Genomic DNA, 20,047 nt, shown 5'->3' with positions numbered 1-20,047 from the left:
TTTTTACGGAGAATACCGCAGCCCTTTCTTGCGAATATTACGTTTAAAAGGAGGGTTGCTGAGATGAACAAAGAACGCGCAAAAGAAATCTTCAAATCTGAAGACATGATCCCGGTTATGCACGAAGACCGTGAAATTTACATCGAAGAGGTTATCGAACGTAACGAAATGGCGCGCATTCATCCGACGGATCAGCCGAATATCGTTCAAAAGGTTCCATTATACGAATTGAAAGAACAAGAATAAGTCAGAAGCCGCACTCAGAACTGAGGCGGCTTTTCTTTTTAGGTGTGTACATCTTCGACCACATATATGATAATGGAAATATATTACATTAGGTGAGGGGATTTTATGAAAAAAATACTTTGGGGGTTAGGCATACTATTCGTAGCTGCATGTTCTGAAGGGGAAACGGAAGAACCTTACACCATTGAGGATGCGAAGAAAGATGGCCATGTCATCGTTGAACATCAATCCGAACAATTTGATCAAATCAAGAATGGGGCACTGAAAGTTGAAAATATCAAAGACATGACCGCTTTTATTCATAACGTAGAGCAAGGAGCGGAAGACGAAATTGCCGTATCCATCTTCAATCCGGACGGTTCCCATTATCAAAACTCCTTCTCTTACGATGGAGAGACCATCCGTTTCGTTAATAATTATGGAGCCTATCCGTCCTCTCCTGCTGGGACATTCGATTGTGAATACATGACTCAACGCGGGCCTATGGTGTATGTGAGCAATTGTGAATCAGAGGAAGGAGATATTTCCACCCTCCTCAGCTTTGTCGCAACCGAAAAAGCGTTCAGAGAAACTGGAAATTAAACAAAGCCCGGATCATCATACACATGATCCGGGTTTTCTTTTAATTTTGGATATACTTCTCAAACACCTCATCAAAATCTTTGCGGGTATTTTCTTTGTATTTTTGTGTGAACCAATCATACGCGAAGTTTGCCGCTTCACCGAATTCTTTGGATATATCATTCTCATGGAACCTGTTGTCATGGATGAGATCCTGAGCCATTCCGATGCTGTCTTTGGCAAAAGCCGCCTGCCGCTGGTTTTCCTCTTGGATATGAGAGATCGATACAAGGGATTTATACAAGTCCGCGATGGCTTCTCCTTCGTCCTTTGCGATATCAATGCTCATATACTGATCGCCGATGTAAAACTTGATTTCTAAATCCAAATCGATCGTCCCCGCCGTCTCCACAGATACATTGCGAATCGGGTGCTGATAATAGTCATAGCGTTTGATGTTACGTTTGCTGCTTGTCGCTTTTTCACCATCGAGGTGGATGAGCGCGCGGTTCGTAAAGCAGTATTCATCACTTTTTGACTTGATTAAAAAATGGATGTTCTCCCCGTCTTCCGTCAATACAAAATCATCAGACTGGGCTTTATCGAAGTCTTCTTTTTTGATGATTTTTCCGATGTCACTCAACCCTAATGCATCACTCGCCATTTTTTTGAACATGGTCATACCTCCTGAATAGTTGTACTCATTAGTTTATTTCGATACAACAACCTCAAATCCTTTTGAAAATCAGAAAGGCCTGAGCACAACATGCTCAGGCCTTTCTCTTTATTTTTGAAGCGCTAGTTTCAGCTGGTGGTCACCGACTGTGTACTCTTTCATCGCTTCTTTTTCACCGACCGTCAAATCATTCACTAGAACATTCTCACGGATCAGCTGTTCATTTTGTTGGATCGCTTCTTTTACGTCTGCATCTCCATCAAGGGCGATGTCGACACGAAGATCGATCGGAAGGTCCTGCTGTTTACGTTCATCCTGGATGACGCGGATCACTTCACGCGCGAGGCCTTCAAGACGAAGCTCTTCTGTGATGTTCGTATCAAGCACAACGTGGAAGTCCTGGTTGGACCCCATGGACAGTCCAGCATCCGCGACGCGTTCTACGTTCAATAGATCCATCGTCACTTCGACTTCTCCGTCTCCTGTCGGTACAACGGCTTTTTCGTCCTGGACAATTTTCGCTGCTTCTTCGTCTGAAAGCTTTTCAAGGTAGCCTTTCACGACGCCGACGTTTTTCCCTAGGACAGGTCCTGCCGCACGGAAGTTCAGCTTCACTTCATAACGGACAAGATCATCAGAAGATTGCTTCACGACCACTTCTTTGACGTTGATCTCATCACGGATGATGCTGCTGTATTCTTCGAGCGCTTTTCCTTGATCCTGGTTGACCGGGATGACGACAAGCTCAGATAATGGCTGCTTCGTTTTGATGGACTCTGTATTACGGACTCCACGAGCAAGCTCAACGACTTGCAGTACAGCATCCATATCTTTTTCAAGCTGTGTGTTGACAACCGTATCGTCTACTTTCGGGAAGTACGCCAAGTGCACACTTTCACCCGTCAAGTTTTGATAGATATCGTCAGCAAGGAACGGCGTGTATGGAGCCATCAGCTGACTCAGCTGTGCCAACACTTCGTGAAGCGTATGGTAAGCTGCTTTCTTGGACTCCGTCATGCCTTCTTCCCAGAAACGGTCGCGGGAACGGCGGATGTACCAGTTACTTACTTCATCGACATACTTCTCAAGAGCTTTAGCAGCTTTCGTGAAGTCGTAGTCGTTCAAGGCTTCTTCTACGACTCCTGTCACACTGTTCAGGCGGGAAAGAACCCAACGGTCAAGCAAAGTCTTTTCGCCTTCTTCATTTTTATCGAACGTGTAACCATCGATATTCGCATACAACGTGTAGAAACCGTGCGTGTTCACGAGCGTGTCGATCACTTTCGATTTCGCTTCGATGACGACACGTTCGGAGAAACGCTTGTTGTTCCAAGGTGCACTGTCAGCAAGCAAGGCCCAACGGAAAGCGTCGGCACCGAATTTTGTAACAAGATCCGTCGGGTTCAAGGCATTTCCTTTACTCTTGGACATCTTGCGTCCTTCTTCATCAAGGATGTGACCTGTAGAAAGGACACGCTTGTATGGTGCTTTACCAGTGAATAGTGTAGAAACAGCAAGCAAGCTGTAGAACCATCCACGCGTCTGATCGATTCCTTCACAGATGACGTCTGCAGGGAACTGCTTCTCGAACTGATCCTTGTTTTCAAACGGATAGTGCTGCTGGGCAAATGGCATAGAACCAGAGTCGAACCATACGTCGATGACCTCTGGTACACGGTTCATTGTGCCGTTACATTTTTCACACGTTACCTGCACGCGGTCAACATAAGGCTTGTGAAGCTCGACATCACCGATATCGCCGATCGCTTTTTCTTGTAGATCCGCTTTGCTGTGCGGTGCGTACTGGTGGTCACAAGAATCACACATCCAGATCGGAAGTGGTGTTCCCCAGAAACGGTTACGGCCAATGTTCCAGTCAACCATGTTTTCAAGGAAGTTACCGAAGCGGCCATCTTTGATGTGGTTCGGATGCCATGTGACTTCCTGGTTGTTTTTGATGAACTGATCTTTCAGTTCGGTCGTCTTGATGAACCAGCTCTCAATTGCGTAGTAAAGCAATGGAGAATCGCAACGCCAGCAATGCGGGTAGCTGTGCTCATATTTTTCTTTATGGAAAAGAAGTCCTTCGTTCGCCAAGTATTTCACGATATCGACGTCGCAGTCTTTGACGAATCGGCCTTCAAACGGAGGGATATCCTCTGTATATCGACCTTGACCATCAACGACGTTGAAGAAGGACAAGTTGTTTTCTTTCACCAAATTGTAGTCATCTTCACCATAAGCCGGTGCGATGTGAACGACACCTGTACCGCTTTCGGCGTTAACGAAGTCTGCTTCGACTACGAAGTGACCACGTTCAGGCTTAACGAACGGGAATGGCGGCTGATATTCAACATCCTTGAATTCGCTCCCTTTATGCTTGGAAACGACTTCGTACTCTTCCCCAAGGTTCTTCTCAGCAAGAGCTTCTGCAACGATGTACACTTCGCCATCTTTCTTCGCCTTGATATAGTCAAGATCCGGATGAACAGCTAGCGTTACGTTGGCTGGCAATGTCCAAGGCGTCGTCGTCCAGCCTAGGAAGAATTCATTTTCAGAACCCTTCACTTTAAACTTCGCCGTCGCAGAAAGGTCTTTGACATCTTCATATCCCTGCGCCACTTCGTGAGAGCTTAATGTCGTCTGACAGCTCGGGCAGTATGGCGTAACACGGTGGCCTTTAGAAAGCAGATCGCGCTTGTGAAGGTCACTCAAGATATACCAGACACTTTCGATATAACGGTCCTGAAGAGTGACATACGGATCATCCATATCCAGCCAGTAGCCGATGGATTCCGTGAATTCGCGCCATTCTTTTTCGTAGTTGAAGACACTTTCCTTACATTTCTCAATGAACTTCTCTACGCCGTACTCTTCGATTTGCTGTTTTCCGGAGATGCCAAGTTGTTTCTCGACTTCAAGCTCAACCGGCAAACCGTGTGTATCCCAGCCGCCCTTACGAAGTACTTGATAGCCCTGCATCGTTTTATAACGTCCGACAAAGTCCTTGATCACGCGGCCAAGCACGTGACCAGCGTGAGGAAGGCCGTTGGCTGTCGGCGGTCCTTCATAAAAAACAAATGTTTCTGCACCTTCGCGCTCGTTCATGGAGCGACGGAAGACATTTTCTTTATTCCAGTAATCTTTGACACGATTTTCGCGGTCTAAAGCCGCTTCTTTCGTATTGACACTGCGCATTTCTTCCACCTCTTACCCTTTGATTTTTTGTATAGAAAAATGATTACGAACTTCCTAGTGACGGCAGGAACAAAATAAAAAATCCGCCCCTGCTATAAAAACAGGGACGGATTTGATTCCGCGGTACCACCCATATTCCGCACACGTTGTGCACGGCTCTCGGTTCACATAACGGATAACGGCCGCCCACCGGTTCCACTTACTCTGTATCATTTCAGCAGAACTTCTCAGAGATGATCTTCAGCTATTATCCGCCATCGCTTCCCACCTGCCAGCGACTCTCTTGAGACAGAAATAAAAGCCTACTCTTCTCGTCAACGAAACTATACGTATCTTCTCCATATCCTACAATGTAATCTTTTGTATGTCAAAGTTTTCTTATCCTCATCCTCGCCCATTTTTTAAAAGCTTATACGTATTCACTTTATCTTATCACTTTCTATAAAAATCCCATATTATCGCCAATCACCTGTTTTGATTACAATAAAAATAACCCCTGTTAAATATTGAAGATAAGCTCCCGATTGTTGAAGACTCAGTTTCGAGATGTTTGTTGGAGTTTAGGGGCTCCGGGAAAAGGTTCGCTTTCCATGGGGCGGGCGGTGAGCCTCCTCAGGCTACGCCTTCCGGGGTCTCACCTGTCCCACACGTCCCATAGGAGTCTCACCGTTCCCCTCCGCCCCTTTACCATATAAGTGTCCCGAAACCGCATCCAGAATAAGTAGCTTTTATCCCAGTGAAAACAGAAGAAAAACCAACTCCCACGCTGGCTATTTTGGGTTCGTAAAGACTGCTATAGAGCGCTTTATGCATATAATACCAGAGTAGTGGAAGACAGTCTCCTTCGGTATAGGGGTTCGTTACCCACATAAGACGGATGGGGTGGTTGGGAAGCTGCGAGACTCCGTGGGAGAAAGGAGATAGGTGAGATCCCACAGGACGTAGTCCGAGGAAGCTCACCACTCCCCCACAGGAAAGCGAGTAGCTTCCCAGCCACCCCTGACGCTCATCCCAAGCAACGAACCCCGAAACATCTCGAAATCAAATCTTCCACAATCCTGCCATATTCTTCAATAACTGCAAACACAAATCAGCATTTAACAGAGCGGAATATTAGGAAAGAAGGGATCACGGATGTCAGATGATGTGAAACGTCACGTGCAGGAAGTATTTTCGAAGAACAAACAGGCGTATGTCGATAGCTCGACACATAAAAAACAATCCGACCTTGATGCAATCATTGAGTGGCTGGAGCCCTCCCCCTCCGACAAAGCACTGGATATCGCTACGGGAGGCGGTCATGTCGCGAAAGCCTTAAGTCTTCATTGCGGTACAGTTTTCGCTACAGACCTCACAAAAGACATGCTGCAAAACACCGCCCGTCACTTAACTTCCCAACAGAATATCGAATACGTTGTCGCGGATGCTGAACAATTGCCTTTTCTCGATGGGAGTTTTGATCTTGTCACTTGCCGTATCGCCCCCCACCACTTCCCTTCGCCGCACCAATTCATCAAGGAGGTGGCACGCGTTTTAAAAGATAACGGCAGGTTTTTAATGATCGACAACGTGGCACCTGAAGATGATGCATTGGATGAATTTTATAATCGTTTTGAAAAGAAACGGGATTACAGCCATGTCCGCGCTCTAAAAATCAGTGAATGGAAAAAACTCTTCCGCAATAACCATTTGAACGTCAAGAAGCATCTGACACGCAAAAAGGCCATGCCTTTTCCAGACTGGGTACGACGTACATTAGACAACGAAGAAGACCAAAAAGCCGTTGAAGAACTTTTTCAACAAGCACCCGCTGAGGCAAAGAGCCACTTTGAAATTAATGAAGAAAACGATCATGTGCAATCTTTCGCGATTGATGAGTATATGGTAGTGGTAGAAAAACATTCCTCCTGACGAATAATCCACCATCACATTGGAAAAATAAGCGAGGTATTGAATTTGTATGTGAGGTGGAGATCAATGGATATCGTCGTAATGGCCCGGGCTTTGTTCGGAACGTCGCTTGGGTTCCATATTATTTATGCAACGATCGGTGTTGGACTTCCGGTCATGATCATCATCGCGGAAGTCCTGCACTTTATAAAAAAAGACCCGGATTATGCGTTGATGGCGAAACGATGGACGAAAGGTTTCGCTATTTTATTGGCTGTATCGATTGCTTCAGGAACCATTGTCGGTGTCATGATCTCACTCTTATTTCCAGATTTCATGGAAATTGTAGGACAAGTCATTGCTCTGCCATTCCAAATGGAGATTTTCGCTTTTCTCATTGAAGCTGTGTTCATGTCCATCTACTTGTATGCGGCCGATCGCCTGCCGCCAACACTGAGACTCGTCAGTATTATCTCTGTCGCGCTAGGTGCTACAGCATCAGCTATATTAATTACTGATGTTCACGCATGGATGAACACACCTGCAGGTTTCAACATTACACCAGATGGTGAGGTCACAGATGTAAATACGTGGGCTGCCTTTTTTAATCCAAGTTTCGGAGTCACCGCCATTCACGTGACATTGTCTGCTTACATGACGGTTGCCTTTCTCGTCGCATCGATTGCCGCTCTCCGGCTCATGAGAAGGAAAATCACGAAAGCTGAGCGTGCTTACCATAAAAAAGCACTGACCATCGCTCTTTACTTCGGTGCGCTCATGTCTCTTGCAACAGCGGTCAACGGGCACGAAACAGCACAGATGCTTCATGAATACAATCCACGTAAATTGGCAGCTGCGGAGGGACTTTTCGAAACTCAACGATACGCTCCGTTATCCGTTGGTGGATATACTTCTCTGGAGGATCAACGAGTGAAATATGCGGTCGAAATCCCTTACGCACTCAGTTTTCTTGCTGGTGATCGTTTGGATACAGAAGTGATGGGACTCAATGAATGGCCCGAAGAATTATGGCCGCCGCTCTATGTCCACATCCTCTTCAATGTCATGGTCGGGATTGGTACGGTCCTCATTCTCGTTGCATTCATCGCTTTGTTCTGGAAACACGTCCTAAAAAAAGAGTTTCCAAGCTGGATCTTGGCTATGCTCGTTGTAAGTGGACCGCTCGCCATGCTTGCCATTGAAGCGGGCTGGTGCTTCAGTTGTATCGGTCGGCAACCATGGACCATCAATGAAGTACTGCGTACAGATGAAGCGGCGACCAAATCCAACAGTGTTGGTTTTCTTTTCTACCTGTTCATGACTCTTTACATCACGTTGCTTTTTGTCACCGGTTTTGTCATGCGTTATTACTTCAAACGGAACCCAGTCCGTAAAGATTTGGATGCCCGGGAAGCGTAAGAAAACATCATCCCAGAAAGGACGTACAACCTATGGAAGCATCAACATTAGCGATTACGATTTTGTGGAGCTTGCTTTTCGTCTATTCCATCCTAGGGTCTCTTGACTTCGGTGCTGGATTCTGGGGCATGATTTACGGAAAGAACGAAGAAAAAAGCGCCTCCCAAATCGCCAACCGTTTTCTTTCTCCCACATGGGAAGTGACGAACGTCTTTCTCGTCATTTTCGTCGTATCTGTCGTCACCTTTTTTCCGTTCGCAACGACCCTGCTCAGTAATGTATTGCTTGTTCCTGTAGGACTTGGGGTGCTGCTTTTGACCATCCGGACGACGTTCATGGTTTTTCAGCATCATGCTGATCGATACAAGGACCTGCTCCGGTTGACTTCCGGTTTTACAGGATTGATCATTCCGGCGCTTCTGGTCAGTATTCTTCCAATAACTTTAGGCGGTTTCGTCAGTCTTGAAAATGACTATCCTCGCCTGCAATACGGAGAACTACTCACCCATCCGACCTTGTACATGCACATCCTGTTCGGATTATCGACCGAACTGTTCATCTCGGCCATTTTCCTGATGGACTACGCTAAAGAAGCGGAAGATTGGAACGCGTACGATACCTTCCGTAAGCATTCCCTTTGGCTTGGACCTGTCAGTATCGCCATTGCCATGCTGACCATCGGCACATTCCCTGAAGAAGCTTCGTGGATCGTCGATAACATTCAAGAACATTGGGTGGCGTTCGGATTGTCCCTGCTTTGTTTTATCATCGGGTACGCTTTTCTCTTCATCAAGAAAAAAGACGGTCGCCGTGGTCTGGCAAGAGCTGCTGTCATTATGATCGGACTACAGTATGCCATCGCTATTTATGCTTATGGGGCTGCCCACCTGCCTTACTTAATTTATCCGGATATCACCATCACAGACGGGTTTACAAACCCTGATACGTTCTATCAGATGCTGATCGTCTATGCTGTCGGGTTCGGTATTCTCATCCCAGCCTTCTTCCTTTTCTGGCGCCTCTTCCTCAAAGACCGCCGCTACTTGAAACAGGAGTAACACATAACGGCACCCACCTCATGGGTGCCGTTTTTCATGCTTCGGAATGGATGCAGCCTTTTGTTTATCCCCTTTTCAAAAAAGGTACATAACTACCATATTCCATTGATTTCATAGAAACTTCTTATAGAAAAGGAGCAAAGATATGCAGGAATTGACGAACGATTATCTCGAAGAAGCTATTCAAGACAGCCGCCCGTTCGCTTCATCCGGGAATGTGAATATGAGCCTACCTGAATACGACGAAACGATTAAAGATTACCTCGGCGTAACCATCATCACAACAGACGGGGAAAGCTTTTCAGCGGGTGATAATGACAAATATATTCCGATGCAGAGCACCTCGAAAATCATCGGCCTTATGCTTGCTTTACAAGACTTTGGAAAAGAGCGTGTGTTCCAAACGGTGGGCATGGAACCGATGGGGGACTTTTTCAATTCCATCAGCCAGTTGGAGTCTTACGATACGAGTAAGCCTTTCAACCCAATGATTAATGCTGGAGCCATTGCTGTATCTGCTTTGATTAAAGGGCAAACCGTGGACAAACGTTTCAACCGTTATATGGATTTCCTGCGTCAGGTGACGAATAATGAGCAGCTTGAAATGAGCAAGGAAGTATATGAGGCCGAAAAAGCGAACGGTGCACGGAACCGCTCCCTTGCCTACTTCATGCAGAGTACCGGTACGTTGGTTACGGATGTGGAAGAGGCGCTCGACCTTTACTTCCGGATGAATTCTGTCATGATGTGCTGCCACGATTTCGCCCGTGTCGGTCTGTTTTTAGCCAAAGGAGGGCTGGACCTTGAAACAGGCGAAAAGCTCATCCCCTCCCACCACTTACGCACGGTGAAAGCGATCATGATGACCTCAGGGATGTACAATTCATCCGGCCATTATGCAGTAGAAGCCGGCTTCCCTTGTAAAAGCGGGGTATCTGGAAGCATCATCGGTTCATCCCCTGGCCGGATGGGAATCGGCGTCGTAGGACCAGCCATTGATGAAAAAGGGAACAGTACTGCCGGAGGCGCTTTGATCAAAAAGCTCTCTCAAGACCTTGAACTTAATATGTTCGGTGTCGAGAACACAGAAAGGAAGTATGAAGATGGCGTTTGATTATGACCTAGATTTTGATAACACTGATTTTCGGAAAAACCCCGAGAAGTACCGGGTCGGACGCGGAGAACAAGGCGTATTACTTGTCGAACCATACAAAAGTGAAATCCTGGCCCACTGGCGCTTCAAGACACCTGAGATCGCTAGGGAATCATCAGAAAAAATCTATCAGATGTTCCTCGATTATAAAGAAGCAGATGACTTCGTCGGCATGGATATGGCTAGGAAATTCCTGCAGATGGGCTATACCCGCTCGCGGAGATACGCCAATTATAGGGGTGGGAAAAAGTATGACAAAAACGGGGAGGTGAATGATCGCGACATCGACCAAGAGAAAGCAGAATCCGCAAGAATTTTCGAGGAAAAATGGATTCTGGCCCGGGAGGATGAAGACTATTTAAAGAAAAAGAAAGCCCATCAAAAAGAATATGGCTAAAACGTTGACAATTCTAACTGATGAACGTAGGATAACATTAAACCAAGTAAACTAATCGGATTAATGAAATGAGGAGTGTACACTTGAAAACCTACCCACTTCTGATTAACCTGCTGTTCATGATGACCTCTTGGTCCATCGGGGTTTATTTCCTATCTGTCATTTATACTCCAACGATTATCATCCCCCTTTTCAATGACTTCATCTGGATCCGCGACTATAAAGGACTTCTCGGATTGACGACTATTTTCACCGTTCTGACGGTTCCTTTGGTGGCCTTTCTATATAAAAAGCGTGGCCAGATGAAGAAAAAGACGACCTGGTATGGGATGAATGCCGTCGCTCACCTGCTCTGGATCGGTACGCTTGCTCTACAAGTCAAAACGGTTCTCTACAACTTAGGTATCTGTCATTAATTGACAGGATTTCCACCTTCTCTGTCGAACCCCTTGAGGTAGAGGAGGAATAGCTATGGATTTTCAAACGTTTTATGAAGAGTACAAACGAAGAGCAAGCCAACATGATTTGGATTACTTAAAAAAAGTGACATCACGGAACCTCGCAGCAAGAGAGATCCGCCAGGGTGAATGGGTCGATTATTCTTATGAAGAGTCGATCGAAGGATGGCATCAAGCTTTTGACCATTTCCAGGATCAAGATATGTCCTGGATCTACACCAACCATTCCGAGACCCAACTCAATGAAAACACACACCTTGCCGCCTTCTGGGTCTCCATCCGTTTAAACGGAGAGCTCCTGGGTACATCCAACCTCTTTTTTGATACGTTCGAAAAAGTGGATGGAGAATGGCAGCTCGTCCGCTGTTACATCGAAGCTGGAGTACAAACCCCCCCCCATCTAAGCCTGCTCTTTCAAAAGGAGGCTTTTTTCTCATCCCAAAAAAGTTTTCAGAAAAATTCTTACCAGCATATTGTCAAAACTTTCTGAGTAGTGTAGAGTAATCAGCAATTAGAAAAAAATACAATTGAATCTCTTATCAAGAGAGGCAGAGGGACTGGCCCGACGAAGCCTCAGCAACCACTGGTTTGACCAGAAAGGTGCTAACTCCAGCAAGTTGTTTGACCAACTTGGAAGATAAGAAGAAGAACCGTACCCACAAAAGTCTTCTTCTTCAAGAAGGCTTTTTTTATTTTTATTTTAGATGCTGATGATTCGTTATTAAAGAATATGACAGGATTCATGAAAACTAAGTTTCTAGACATTTGTTGAGTGGATGGGGGGGCGGGGAATAACTCGCTTTCCGCGGGGCCACACACGAAGTGGGGTCGTTCGATGTTGGCACAGGAAGTGCCGAACTTAATCGAACTTCCTCTATTCTTTTGAGCCTCCTCGGACTGCGTCCTGTGGGGTCTCACCAAGCACTCTGTTCCCGCAGGAGTCTCGCCATTCCCCTCCGCCCCTTTGCCATGTAAGTGTCTCGAAACCACTTCTTGAAACAGTTGATTTCCAACTTGATAGAGGTGGGTAGTTTAAGCGCCGGTTCAAGTATTTAGATTAAAAAGCTTGATATAGAGCACTTTCTAGGTACAGACAAAGGGATAGTGGAAGAAAGTCCTTCTGTCTGAAAGGGTTCGTTTCTCACTTTATAAAGGGGTGGTTGGGAAGCTGCGAGACTCCCCTGACGCCCAACATGGCAACGAAACCCGAAAACATCTCGAAACTGACTCTCCCACAATCGGAAGCTTATGTTTAACAGGGCGTTTGATTTTGAACCATTAACTAATAAAGGATGTGTTGTTATGTGTCCGCATACAGATACGAAATTCGTTCAGACGGGGAATCAGCGGCATGAACCTACAGGAGCGATCAACCCTCCCGTTTATTTTTCCACCCCTTACCGCCACCCTGGTCTAGGGGAGTCAACAGGCTTTGATTATACAAGAACCGGTAACCCTACCCGTCAAATTCTAGAGTCTTCGATTGCTGATATCGAAGGTGGGGATGCGGGATTTGCGTTCAGCTCCGGGATGGCAGCAATCCAGACGGCTTTATCCCTTTTTAAAAAAGGGGACGAAATCATCGTCTCTGAAGATTTATACGGCGGGACGTTCCGCTTGTTTGAACACATGGAAGAGCGTTACGACCTCCGCTTTCATTACTGTGACAGCAACAACCTTGATCGCATCCACGACTACATCAACGAAAGGACGAAAGCCATTTATGTGGAAACACCGACGAATCCGTTAATGCATACGGCAGACATCAAGCAAATTTCAACGGTCGCTAAGACCCACGACCTTCTATTGCTTGTCGATAACACGTTGTACACTCCGGTGTTGCAACAGCCGATTACCGAGGGTGCAGATGTGGTCATCCATAGTGCCACAAAATATTTAGCCGGACATAATGATGTTCTTGCCGGGATTCTTGTGAGTAAAGGAAAAGCTGTAAGTGAAAAGCTCGCTTTTCATCAGAATACATCTGGAGCTGTTCTCTCTCCTTTCGATTCATGGCTTGTGATGAGAGGGATGAAGACCCTCCCCCTCCGGATGCGACAACATGAAGCGAATGCGAAATCTGTGGTTGCCTTCTTGGAGGACCACCCGCACGTGACGGACGTTTTCTACCCAGGAAAGGGTGGGATGGTGTCGTTCAGACTTCAATCGGAAGAATGGATCGATCCATTTTTGCGGAATTTGAACCTGATCAGTTTTGCCGAAAGCCTCGGAGGGGTGGAGAGCTTCATCACCTACCCCGCGACCCAGACGCACGCCGATATTCCTGAGGAAACCCGAATCAGCTACGGGGTTTGTAATCGTCTGCTCCGTTTCTCTGTCGGTGTCGAACACATCGATGATTTGATTCAAGATCTTGATTATACCCTTGCGCAACTACCAAAGGAGGAATCTGTACGATGACTGATCATTCTTTGCAAACCCGATTGCTGCATAGTGATTATAAGTTCGATCCGCACACCGGCGCGGTCAGTGTCCCGATCCAACAGGCATCCACTTTCCATCAACAGGATTTTGACAATCCCGGAGTCTATGATTACAGCCGCTCTGGTAACCCGACCCGGAAAGCTCTTGAAGATACCATTGCGGGACTTGAGAGTGGAAGTCACGGCTTTGCTTTCGCTTCTGGAATGGCTGCGATTTCTACGGCCTTCATGCTTTTATCGAAAGGTGACCATGTTGTCATCACCCAAGATGTTTACGGAGGGACTTTCCGTATGATTCGTGATGTCCTCGTCAGATTTGGAATCGATCACACATTTGTTGATATGACGGATCTCCATGCGGTAGCAACGGCGATCCAACCGAATACAAAACTTTTATATATTGAAACACCTTCCAATCCGACGCTTGAAATCACAGATATCCGTGCCGTCGCAAAGTTAGCGAAAGCGAACGATTGCTGGACATTCGTCGATAACACCTTCATGACCCCTGCCCTTCAGCGTCCGCTCGAATTGGGTGCGGACCTTGTCCTGCACAGTGCGACGAAATTCATCGCCGGTCACAGCGATGTGGTCGCAGGTCTTGCCGCTACTAACGATAGAGAAATCGCTGAGCAACTCGGTTTTTTACAAAATTCATTCGGATCCATACTGGGCGCACACGATTGTTGGCTCGTGCTTCGCGGCTTGAAAACCTTGCATTGCCGAATGACGCAGTCTCAAGCTTCGGCTGTAAAGATTGCAGAAAAATTGAGCGCTCATCCACTCGTGGAGCAGGTTTACTATCCAGGCTTCCGTTTTCATCCGGGGAGCTCGACGCAAGCCTATCAAGCGGAGGGTTCCGGTGCAGTATTGTCCTTCCGCCTGCGAGATGAAGATGCGGTTAGGCAGTTTACGAAACATGTAGAACTCCCTGTTTATGCCGTGAGTCTCGGAGCAGTAGAATCGATTTTGTCCTATCCTGCCCGCATGTCCCACGCCTCCATGCCTAAAGAAGAGCGCGAAAAGCGCGGAATCACAGATGGATTGCTCCGCTTATCGGTCGGTCTTGAGAATCCGAATGACTTAATCAAAGATTTTCACCAGGCTTTAGGAAAAATCGAATCCGAAGCATTTTTACAAACAGGAGGTTGAACGATGGATTTACGCGAAGCTCTAAAACACAAGACACTGATCGGGGACGGAGCGATGGGGACCCTCCTCTACTCCTATGGCATTGATCGGTGCTTTGAAGAACTGAACCTCTCCCACTCTGAAGAGGTGTTGAACGTCCACCGTGCTTACGTGAATGCCGGCGCAGACGTGATTCAGACCAATACGTATGGAGCGAACTATATTAAACTTGAACGCTACGGCCTTCAGGATCAGGTAAAAGAAATCAATACCGCCGCGGTTAAGCTTGCGAAACAAGCGGCGGGAGAGGCTCCATATGTCGTCGGCACAATCGGGGGCGTCCGCGGTGCTCGTAAACAAGCAATCTCAACAGAAGAGATCAAGCGAAGCTTCAGGGAGCAGTTGTACTGTCTTCTTTTTGAACAAGTCGACGGCCTCCTGTTTGAAACCTTTTATGATTTAGAAGAGTTGATAACCGTTTTAAAGATTGCCAGAAAAGAAACAGACCTGCCAATCATCGCTCAAGTATCGATGCATGAAGCGGGCGTATTGCAAGATGGCACCCCTCTTCCTGACGCATTGGAACAGCTGGAAGGCTTAGGCGCTGACGTTGTTGGCGTCAACTGTCGGCTGGGGCCTTATCACACGATACAATCCTTAGAGGACGTTCCACTTCCGGAAAAAGCGGTGTTGTCGGCTTATCCGAATGCCAGTTTACCAGCCTACCAGGATGGGAGGCTCGTTTACCCGACAGACCCGGTATATTTCCAAAAAAGCGCCCAGTCGCTTTTTGAACAAGGGGCACGCCTAATCGGAGGCTGCTGCGGGACCACCCCTGAGCACATCGAAGCGATTGCCGCTCGCGTAAAAGGCAAGCCTCCGATTAAAGATAAAGTCGTCCCGATTAAAGAAAAAACCGAAGTTCGCGCTTCCGAGACGAAAGATGGACGTCCCCATCTCCATGAGAAAGCTAAAAAGGGACGTTCTATCATCGTTGAACTGGATCCACCCAAAAAATTAAAAACGGATCGCTTTTTAAAAGGTGCCAAAGCCTTGCACGAAGCAGGTGTGGATTCGGTCACCCTTGCAGATAATTCCCTCGCCTCCCCGAGAATCAGCAACACAGCGATGGCTTCCATCATCAAACAACGATATGGGATCGACCCGCTCGTCCACATCGCTTGCCGTGATCGGAACTTACTAGGGTTGCAATCTCATTTAATGGGTCTTCACGCCCTCGGCATTCGTCAGTTGCTTGCCGTGACGGGCGATCCAACAAAGATTGGGGATTTCCCTGGAGCGACTTCGGTTTATGACTTGAACTCTTTTGATTTAGTTCACTACATCAAGCAAATGAACAAGGGGATTTCTTTTTCCGGAAAAAATTTAGGCGAAAGCACCTCCTTCTCTGTAGCCGCTGCGTTCAACCCGAATGTACGCAACTTGAACCGTGCGGTTGGACGACTGGAGAAGAAAATCAAATACGGAGCTGACTACTTCATTAGTCAGCCTGTGTTTAATGAAGAACAGATTATAGAAGTTTATGAAGCAACGAAACATATCGACGCGCCTATTTATATTGGAATCATGCCGTTGACGAGCGCGCGGAACGCTGAATTCTTACACAATGAAGTACCTGGAATCACACTAGCTCCTGAGGTTCTTGAAAAAATGGAGCTTGCCGGTTCAGATAAAGAGCAAGCACAGGCAGAAGGTCTCAGCATCTCGAAATCTCTCATTGATACAGCCCTGGACCTGTTCAATGGCATCTACTTAATCACACCATTTCTACGCTATGAAATGACCGTTGAATTGACGAACTATATTAAACAGCAGACAGCAGAACGAGAAAGGAAGATTTCCAATGGCATCCACATTGTTTAACGAACAACTCAAAGAACGCATTCTCATTCTCGACGGTGCCATGGGGACGATGCTGCAGGAAGCCGACCTCTCCCCTGATGATTTCGGCGGAGAAGAATACGATGGTTGTAACGAATACTTGAACCTGACCTACCCAGACCTGCTCGATACTATCCACTCTCGCTACCTTGAAGCAGGAGCGGATATCATTGAAACAAATACATTTGGGGCGACTGACCTGGTCCTGGACGAATATAACCTTGGTCACCTGGCTGAAAAAATCAATATCGAATCCGCTATGATTGCAAAAAAAGCCGCTTCCCGCTTCCATACGCCAGACCGTCCGCGTTTCGTCGCTGGTGCCATGGGGCCGACAACGAAAACTCTCTCTGTAACCGGTGGAACGACATTTGAAGCATTGGCCAAGGGTTATGAAGAACAAGCCCGAGGGCTCATCAAAGGCGGGGTCGACCTCCTTTTATTAGAGACTTCCCAAGATATGCTCAACGTCAAAGCCGCTTTTCTCGGCATAACAAAAGCTAAAGAAACGCTAGGAAAAGCGCTGCCCCTGATTGTTTCCGGGACGATTGAACCGATGGGAACGACACTCGCCGGTCAAAGCATCGAAGCCTTTTATCTTTCGCTTGAACATATGAACCCAAGTGTTGTCGGACTGAACTGTGCGACAGGGCCTGAGTTCATGCGAGATCACCTGCGTTCATTATCAGATCTCGCCACGTCCGCCGTCAGCTGTTATCCCAACGCAGGCCTCCCAGATGAAGAAGGCAACTATCATGAAACACCAGAATCACTCGCTGCCAAGGTCGCTGGTTTTGCTGAAAAAGGCTGGCTGAATGTCGTCGGTGGCTGCTGTGGGACGACACCGGATCATATCCGTGCCATTGCAGAAGCGGTCAAAGGTTTCAAGCCACGAATAGCACCTTCCGGCCATGCCCACGCCGTTTCAGGCATCGATCCATTGATTTACGACGACCCCGGCGATCGACCGATCCTCGTCGGTGAGCGGACGAATGTCATCGGTTCCCGCAAATTCAAACGCTTGATTGCCGAAGGGAAATTTGAAGAGGCGTCCGAAATAGCCCGCGCCCAAGTGAAGAAAGGCGCCCAGGTCATCGACATCTGCCTCGCCGACCCGGATCGGGATGAGATCGATGATATGGAAGCTTTTATGAAACAGGTTGTCAACAAAGTCAAAGTCCCACTCGTCATCGACTCGACCGACGTAGATGTCATCGAAAAAGCGCTCACGTACTCTCAAGGAAAAGTCATCATCAACTCCATCAATTTGGAGGACGGAGAAGAGCGTTTTAAAGAAGTGCTCCCCCTTGTGCAACAATACGGAGCGGCTCTCGTTGTCGGAACGATCGATGAAAAAGGAATGGCTGTAACGGCGGAAAGAAAGCTTGAAATCGCCAAACGATCTCACGATATTCTCGTTGAAGAGTACAACATCAACCCACAGGATATCATTTTCGACCCGCTTGTCTTCCCTGTCGGCACGGGTGATGAGCAATATATCGGGTCAGCAGAAGCGACCATTGATGGGATCCGACTCATTAAAGAACACCTGCCGTTCTGCCAGACGGTCCTTGGAGTCAGTAACGTCTCATTCGGACTTCCTCCTGTCGGCCGCGAAGTATTGAACGCCGTTTATTTGTACCACTGTACGAAAGCAGGGCTCGACTACGCCATCGTCAACACTGAAAAGCTTGAGCGCTATGCCTCCATCGATCAGGAAGAAATCGATTTGGCGGATGAGCTGCTTTTCAAAACGGATGATGAAACGCTCGCTTCTTTCACTGCTTTTTACAGGGGAAAGAAAAAAGAAACCAAAGTCCCGACGTCGACAATGACTCTTGCCGAGCGCCTCGCTCATTATGTTGTAGAAGGTACGAAAGAAGGCTTGCTGCCTGACTTGGAGAAGGCACTCTCGGAATATGATACGCCACTTGCCATCATTAACGGACCCTTGATGGACGGCATGGCGGAGGTCGGGCGGCTCTTCAATGACAACCAGCTGATCGTAGCCGAAGTTTTGCAGAGCGCGGAGGTCATGAAAACATCGGTCGCTTACTTAGAACCTCACATGGAAGCAGATGATTCCTCGAACAAAAAAGGAAAAGTCCTGCTTGCCACTGTCAAAGGTGATGTACATGATATTGGCAAAAACCTCGTAGAGATCATTTTGAGCAACAACGGTTTTGAAGTTGTCGACTTGGGCATCAAAGTGACTCCTGCTGAACTGATCCAGCAGATTAAAAAGGAACAACCAACAATTGTCGGACTATCTGGATTGCTCGTCAAATCCGCTCAGCAGATGGTGCTCACCGCCCAGGACTTGAAACAGCAGGACATTTCTCTTCCGATTCTTGTTGGAGGGGCTGCGTTGTCACGGAAGTTTACGCACACGAAGATTTCGCCGGAATATGATGGCCCTGTTCTGTATGCGAAGGATGCGATGGACGGTCTTGCGATCTCCAATCAGCTCAGCAACGATGAGCAGCGGGATCAATTTTTACAAGAGCAAGAAGAAAAACGAACGGCTGCCCTTACCCGTGCGGCAAGTGACGCTCCCAAAGGCCGTGGTGGAACCGCTGTGGCTGTGAAACCAAAATCGACGGTGTCCACAACCGTACCCGTATTTAAACCGCATGATTTCGATAAACACATCATTCGAAATCACCCAGTCGCCCACATTGAACCGTACATCAACATGCAGATGTTGATTGGACACCACCTTGGGTTGAAAGGAAGATTTGATAAACTGCTCGTAGAAGGAAACGAAAAAGCCGTTCACCTGAAAAGTGTCGTGGATGGTTTGCTCACACGCGCCAAAGGGGAAGGATGGATTCAGCCCTCCGCCATGTACCGCTTTTTCCCGGCCCAGTCTGACGGCGATGGCGTGCTCATTTATGATCCGCGAGATCACCAGACAGTCGTTGAGCGGTTCACTTTCCCCCGCCAAAACAAAGAACCGTTCCTTTGCCTTGCCGACTACTTGCGTTCTGTTGAGAGTGGTGAAATGGACTATGTCGGATTCTTTGCGGTTACAGCAGGAAAAGGCATCCGGAATCGTGCGGTGGAACTGAAAGAGCAGGGAAATTACTTAGAAAGCCATGCGCTGCAGGCACTTGCTCTTGAAACTGCGGAAGGACTCGCCGAACAGGTCCACCAGAAGATCCGAGATAAATGGGGATTCCCTGACCCGACGGACTTCACGATGCAGGAACGCTTTTCTGCTAAGTATCAAGGTCAGCGCTACTCCTTCGGTTATCCGGCCTGCCCTGAGCTTGAGGATCAGAAGAAGTTGTTCGAGCTCATTCGTCCGGAAGAAATCGGCATCGAGCTGACTGAGGAATGCATGATGGAGCCGGAAGCGTCGGTCACGGCAATGGTTTTCGCCCATCCGGAAGCGCGTTATTTCAATGTGATGTAAAGGATGAGAGTTGGAATCTAAGTTTATCAGTGACATAGAAGCATTTATCGGCGAGTTTTGGTCTTTTATCGGTGGGTTGGGTGCTGTCTCTTATAC

15 protein-coding genes, 1 riboswitch and 1 other annotated feature are annotated in these 20,047 nt (G+C 47.4%); of the genes, 13 read left to right on the top strand and 2 right to left on the bottom strand.

Going from position 1 to position 20,047, the window contains the following annotated elements; all coding sequences use genetic code 11:
* Positions 1-63: 63 nt before the first annotated feature.
* Together GLV98_RS19325 and GLV98_RS19320 are read left to right on the top strand one after the other, a co-directional pair.
* Positions 64-246: an H-type small acid-soluble spore protein gene (locus tag GLV98_RS19325; protein ID WP_115824538.1), complete on the top strand. Its 183-nt coding sequence runs from the start codon at positions 64-66 to the stop codon at positions 244-246.
* Between the two features lie 105 nt (positions 247-351).
* Complete coding sequence (locus GLV98_RS19320) at positions 352-828, top strand: hypothetical protein (protein WP_160917627.1); 477 nt, start codon at positions 352-354, stop codon at positions 826-828.
* A gap of 40 nt (positions 829-868) precedes the next feature.
* On the opposite strand, the gene GLV98_RS19315 is transcribed toward GLV98_RS19320, so the two are convergent.
* Positions 869-1,483 carry a PH domain-containing protein gene (locus GLV98_RS19315; protein WP_160917626.1) on the bottom strand — a complete coding sequence of 205 codons (615 nt, stop codon included), beginning with the start codon at positions 1,481-1,483 and terminating at the stop codon, positions 869-871.
* A 108-nt stretch (positions 1,484-1,591) separates the two neighbouring features.
* Positions 1,592-4,681: an isoleucine--tRNA ligase gene (ileS, locus tag GLV98_RS19310; RefSeq protein WP_160917625.1), complete on the bottom strand. Its 3,090-nt coding sequence runs from the start codon at positions 4,679-4,681 to the stop codon at positions 1,592-1,594.
* A gap of 99 nt (positions 4,682-4,780) precedes the next feature.
* Positions 4,781-5,008 (bottom strand) — a binding site (T-box leader).
* A gap of 807 nt (positions 5,009-5,815) precedes the next feature.
* On the opposite strand from ileS, the gene GLV98_RS19305 reads away from it, so the two are divergent.
* The 11 genes from GLV98_RS19305 to metH all read left to right on the top strand — a co-directional run bounded on the left by GLV98_RS19305 (position 5,816) and on the right by metH (position 19,951).
* Positions 5,816-6,592: a class I SAM-dependent methyltransferase gene (locus GLV98_RS19305; protein ID WP_160917624.1), complete on the top strand. Its 777-nt coding sequence runs from the start codon at positions 5,816-5,818 to the stop codon at positions 6,590-6,592.
* Between the two features lie 66 nt (positions 6,593-6,658).
* Positions 6,659-7,990 carry a cytochrome ubiquinol oxidase subunit I gene (locus GLV98_RS19300; protein WP_160917623.1) on the top strand — a complete coding sequence of 444 codons (1,332 nt, stop codon included), beginning with the start codon at positions 6,659-6,661 and terminating at the stop codon, positions 7,988-7,990.
* 32 nt (positions 7,991-8,022) lie between these two features.
* Positions 8,023-9,048, top strand: a complete 1,026-nt coding sequence (locus GLV98_RS19295) for a cytochrome d ubiquinol oxidase subunit II (protein ID WP_160917622.1) — start codon at positions 8,023-8,025, stop codon at positions 9,046-9,048.
* Positions 9,049-9,193: 145 nt separating this feature from the next.
* Positions 9,194-10,162, top strand: a complete 969-nt coding sequence (gene glsA / locus GLV98_RS19290) for a glutaminase A (RefSeq protein WP_160917621.1) — start codon at positions 9,194-9,196, stop codon at positions 10,160-10,162.
* On the top strand, positions 10,152-10,598 hold the full coding sequence (locus GLV98_RS19285; RefSeq protein ID WP_160917620.1) for a DUF4385 domain-containing protein: 447 nt from the start codon (positions 10,152-10,154) through the stop codon (positions 10,596-10,598). The genes glsA and GLV98_RS19285 overlap by 11 nt, the downstream gene beginning before the upstream one ends.
* Positions 10,599-10,681: 83 nt before the next feature.
* Positions 10,682-11,014 carry a hypothetical protein gene (locus tag GLV98_RS19280; RefSeq protein WP_160917619.1) on the top strand — a complete coding sequence of 111 codons (333 nt, stop codon included), beginning with the start codon at positions 10,682-10,684 and terminating at the stop codon, positions 11,012-11,014.
* A 55-nt stretch (positions 11,015-11,069) separates the two neighbouring features.
* Positions 11,070-11,546, top strand: coding sequence for a hypothetical protein (locus GLV98_RS19275; RefSeq protein WP_160917618.1), 477 nt, complete (start codon positions 11,070-11,072; stop codon positions 11,544-11,546).
* Between the two features lie 43 nt (positions 11,547-11,589).
* Positions 11,590-11,700, top strand: a riboswitch (SAM riboswitch).
* A gap of 658 nt (positions 11,701-12,358) precedes the next feature.
* Positions 12,359-13,477, top strand: coding sequence for a methionine biosynthesis PLP-dependent protein (locus tag GLV98_RS19270; RefSeq protein ID WP_160917617.1), 1,119 nt, complete (start codon positions 12,359-12,361; stop codon positions 13,475-13,477).
* Complete coding sequence (metC, locus tag GLV98_RS19265; RefSeq protein ID WP_160917616.1) at positions 13,474-14,652, top strand: cystathionine beta-lyase; 1,179 nt, start codon at positions 13,474-13,476, stop codon at positions 14,650-14,652. Before GLV98_RS19270 ends, metC begins: the two co-directional genes overlap by 4 nt.
* 3 nt (positions 14,653-14,655) lie before the next feature.
* A complete protein-coding gene (locus GLV98_RS19260) occupies positions 14,656-16,515 on the top strand; it encodes a bifunctional homocysteine S-methyltransferase/methylenetetrahydrofolate reductase (RefSeq protein ID WP_160917615.1) in 1,860 nt (619 codons plus the stop codon).
* The gene (metH, locus tag GLV98_RS19255) at positions 16,496-19,951 is read left to right on the top strand and encodes a methionine synthase (RefSeq protein WP_160917614.1); all 3,456 of its coding nucleotides are present in this window, start codon (positions 16,496-16,498) and stop codon (positions 19,949-19,951) included. Before GLV98_RS19260 ends, metH begins: the two co-directional genes overlap by 20 nt.
* Positions 19,952-20,047 lie beyond the last annotated feature (96 nt).

The organism is Halobacillus litoralis, from assembly GCF_009856415.1.
GTDB lineage: Bacteria > Bacillota > Bacilli > Bacillales > Halobacillaceae > Halobacillus > Halobacillus litoralis_C.
Note: the sequence above shows the minus strand (reverse complement) of the source record. Positions and strands in the feature narration are given on the sequence as shown.

Coding starts and splice junctions, on each gene's coding strand:
- GLV98_RS19325 (WP_115824538.1), top strand. CDS start 64: ATGAACAAAGAACGCGCAAAAGAAATCTTCAAATCTGAAGACATGATC.
- GLV98_RS19285 (WP_160917620.1), top strand. CDS start 10,152: ATGGCGTTTGATTATGACCTAGATTTTGATAACACTGATTTTCGGAAA.
- metH (WP_160917614.1), top strand. CDS start 16,496: ATGGCATCCACATTGTTTAACGAACAACTCAAAGAACGCATTCTCATT.
- metC (WP_160917616.1), top strand. CDS start 13,474: ATGACTGATCATTCTTTGCAAACCCGATTGCTGCATAGTGATTATAAG.
- GLV98_RS19305 (WP_160917624.1), top strand. CDS start 5,816: ATGTCAGATGATGTGAAACGTCACGTGCAGGAAGTATTTTCGAAGAAC.
- GLV98_RS19300 (WP_160917623.1), top strand. CDS start 6,659: ATGGATATCGTCGTAATGGCCCGGGCTTTGTTCGGAACGTCGCTTGGG.
- GLV98_RS19315 (WP_160917626.1), bottom strand. CDS start 1,483: ATGTTCAAAAAAATGGCGAGTGATGCATTAGGGTTGAGTGACATCGGA.
- GLV98_RS19270 (WP_160917617.1), top strand. CDS start 12,359: ATGTGTCCGCATACAGATACGAAATTCGTTCAGACGGGGAATCAGCGG.
- GLV98_RS19275 (WP_160917618.1), top strand. CDS start 11,070: ATGGATTTTCAAACGTTTTATGAAGAGTACAAACGAAGAGCAAGCCAA.
- GLV98_RS19295 (WP_160917622.1), top strand. CDS start 8,023: ATGGAAGCATCAACATTAGCGATTACGATTTTGTGGAGCTTGCTTTTC.
- GLV98_RS19320 (WP_160917627.1), top strand. CDS start 352: ATGAAAAAAATACTTTGGGGGTTAGGCATACTATTCGTAGCTGCATGT.
- glsA (WP_160917621.1), top strand. CDS start 9,194: ATGCAGGAATTGACGAACGATTATCTCGAAGAAGCTATTCAAGACAGC.
- ileS (WP_160917625.1), bottom strand. CDS start 4,681: ATGCGCAGTGTCAATACGAAAGAAGCGGCTTTAGACCGCGAAAATCGT.
- GLV98_RS19260 (WP_160917615.1), top strand. CDS start 14,656: ATGGATTTACGCGAAGCTCTAAAACACAAGACACTGATCGGGGACGGA.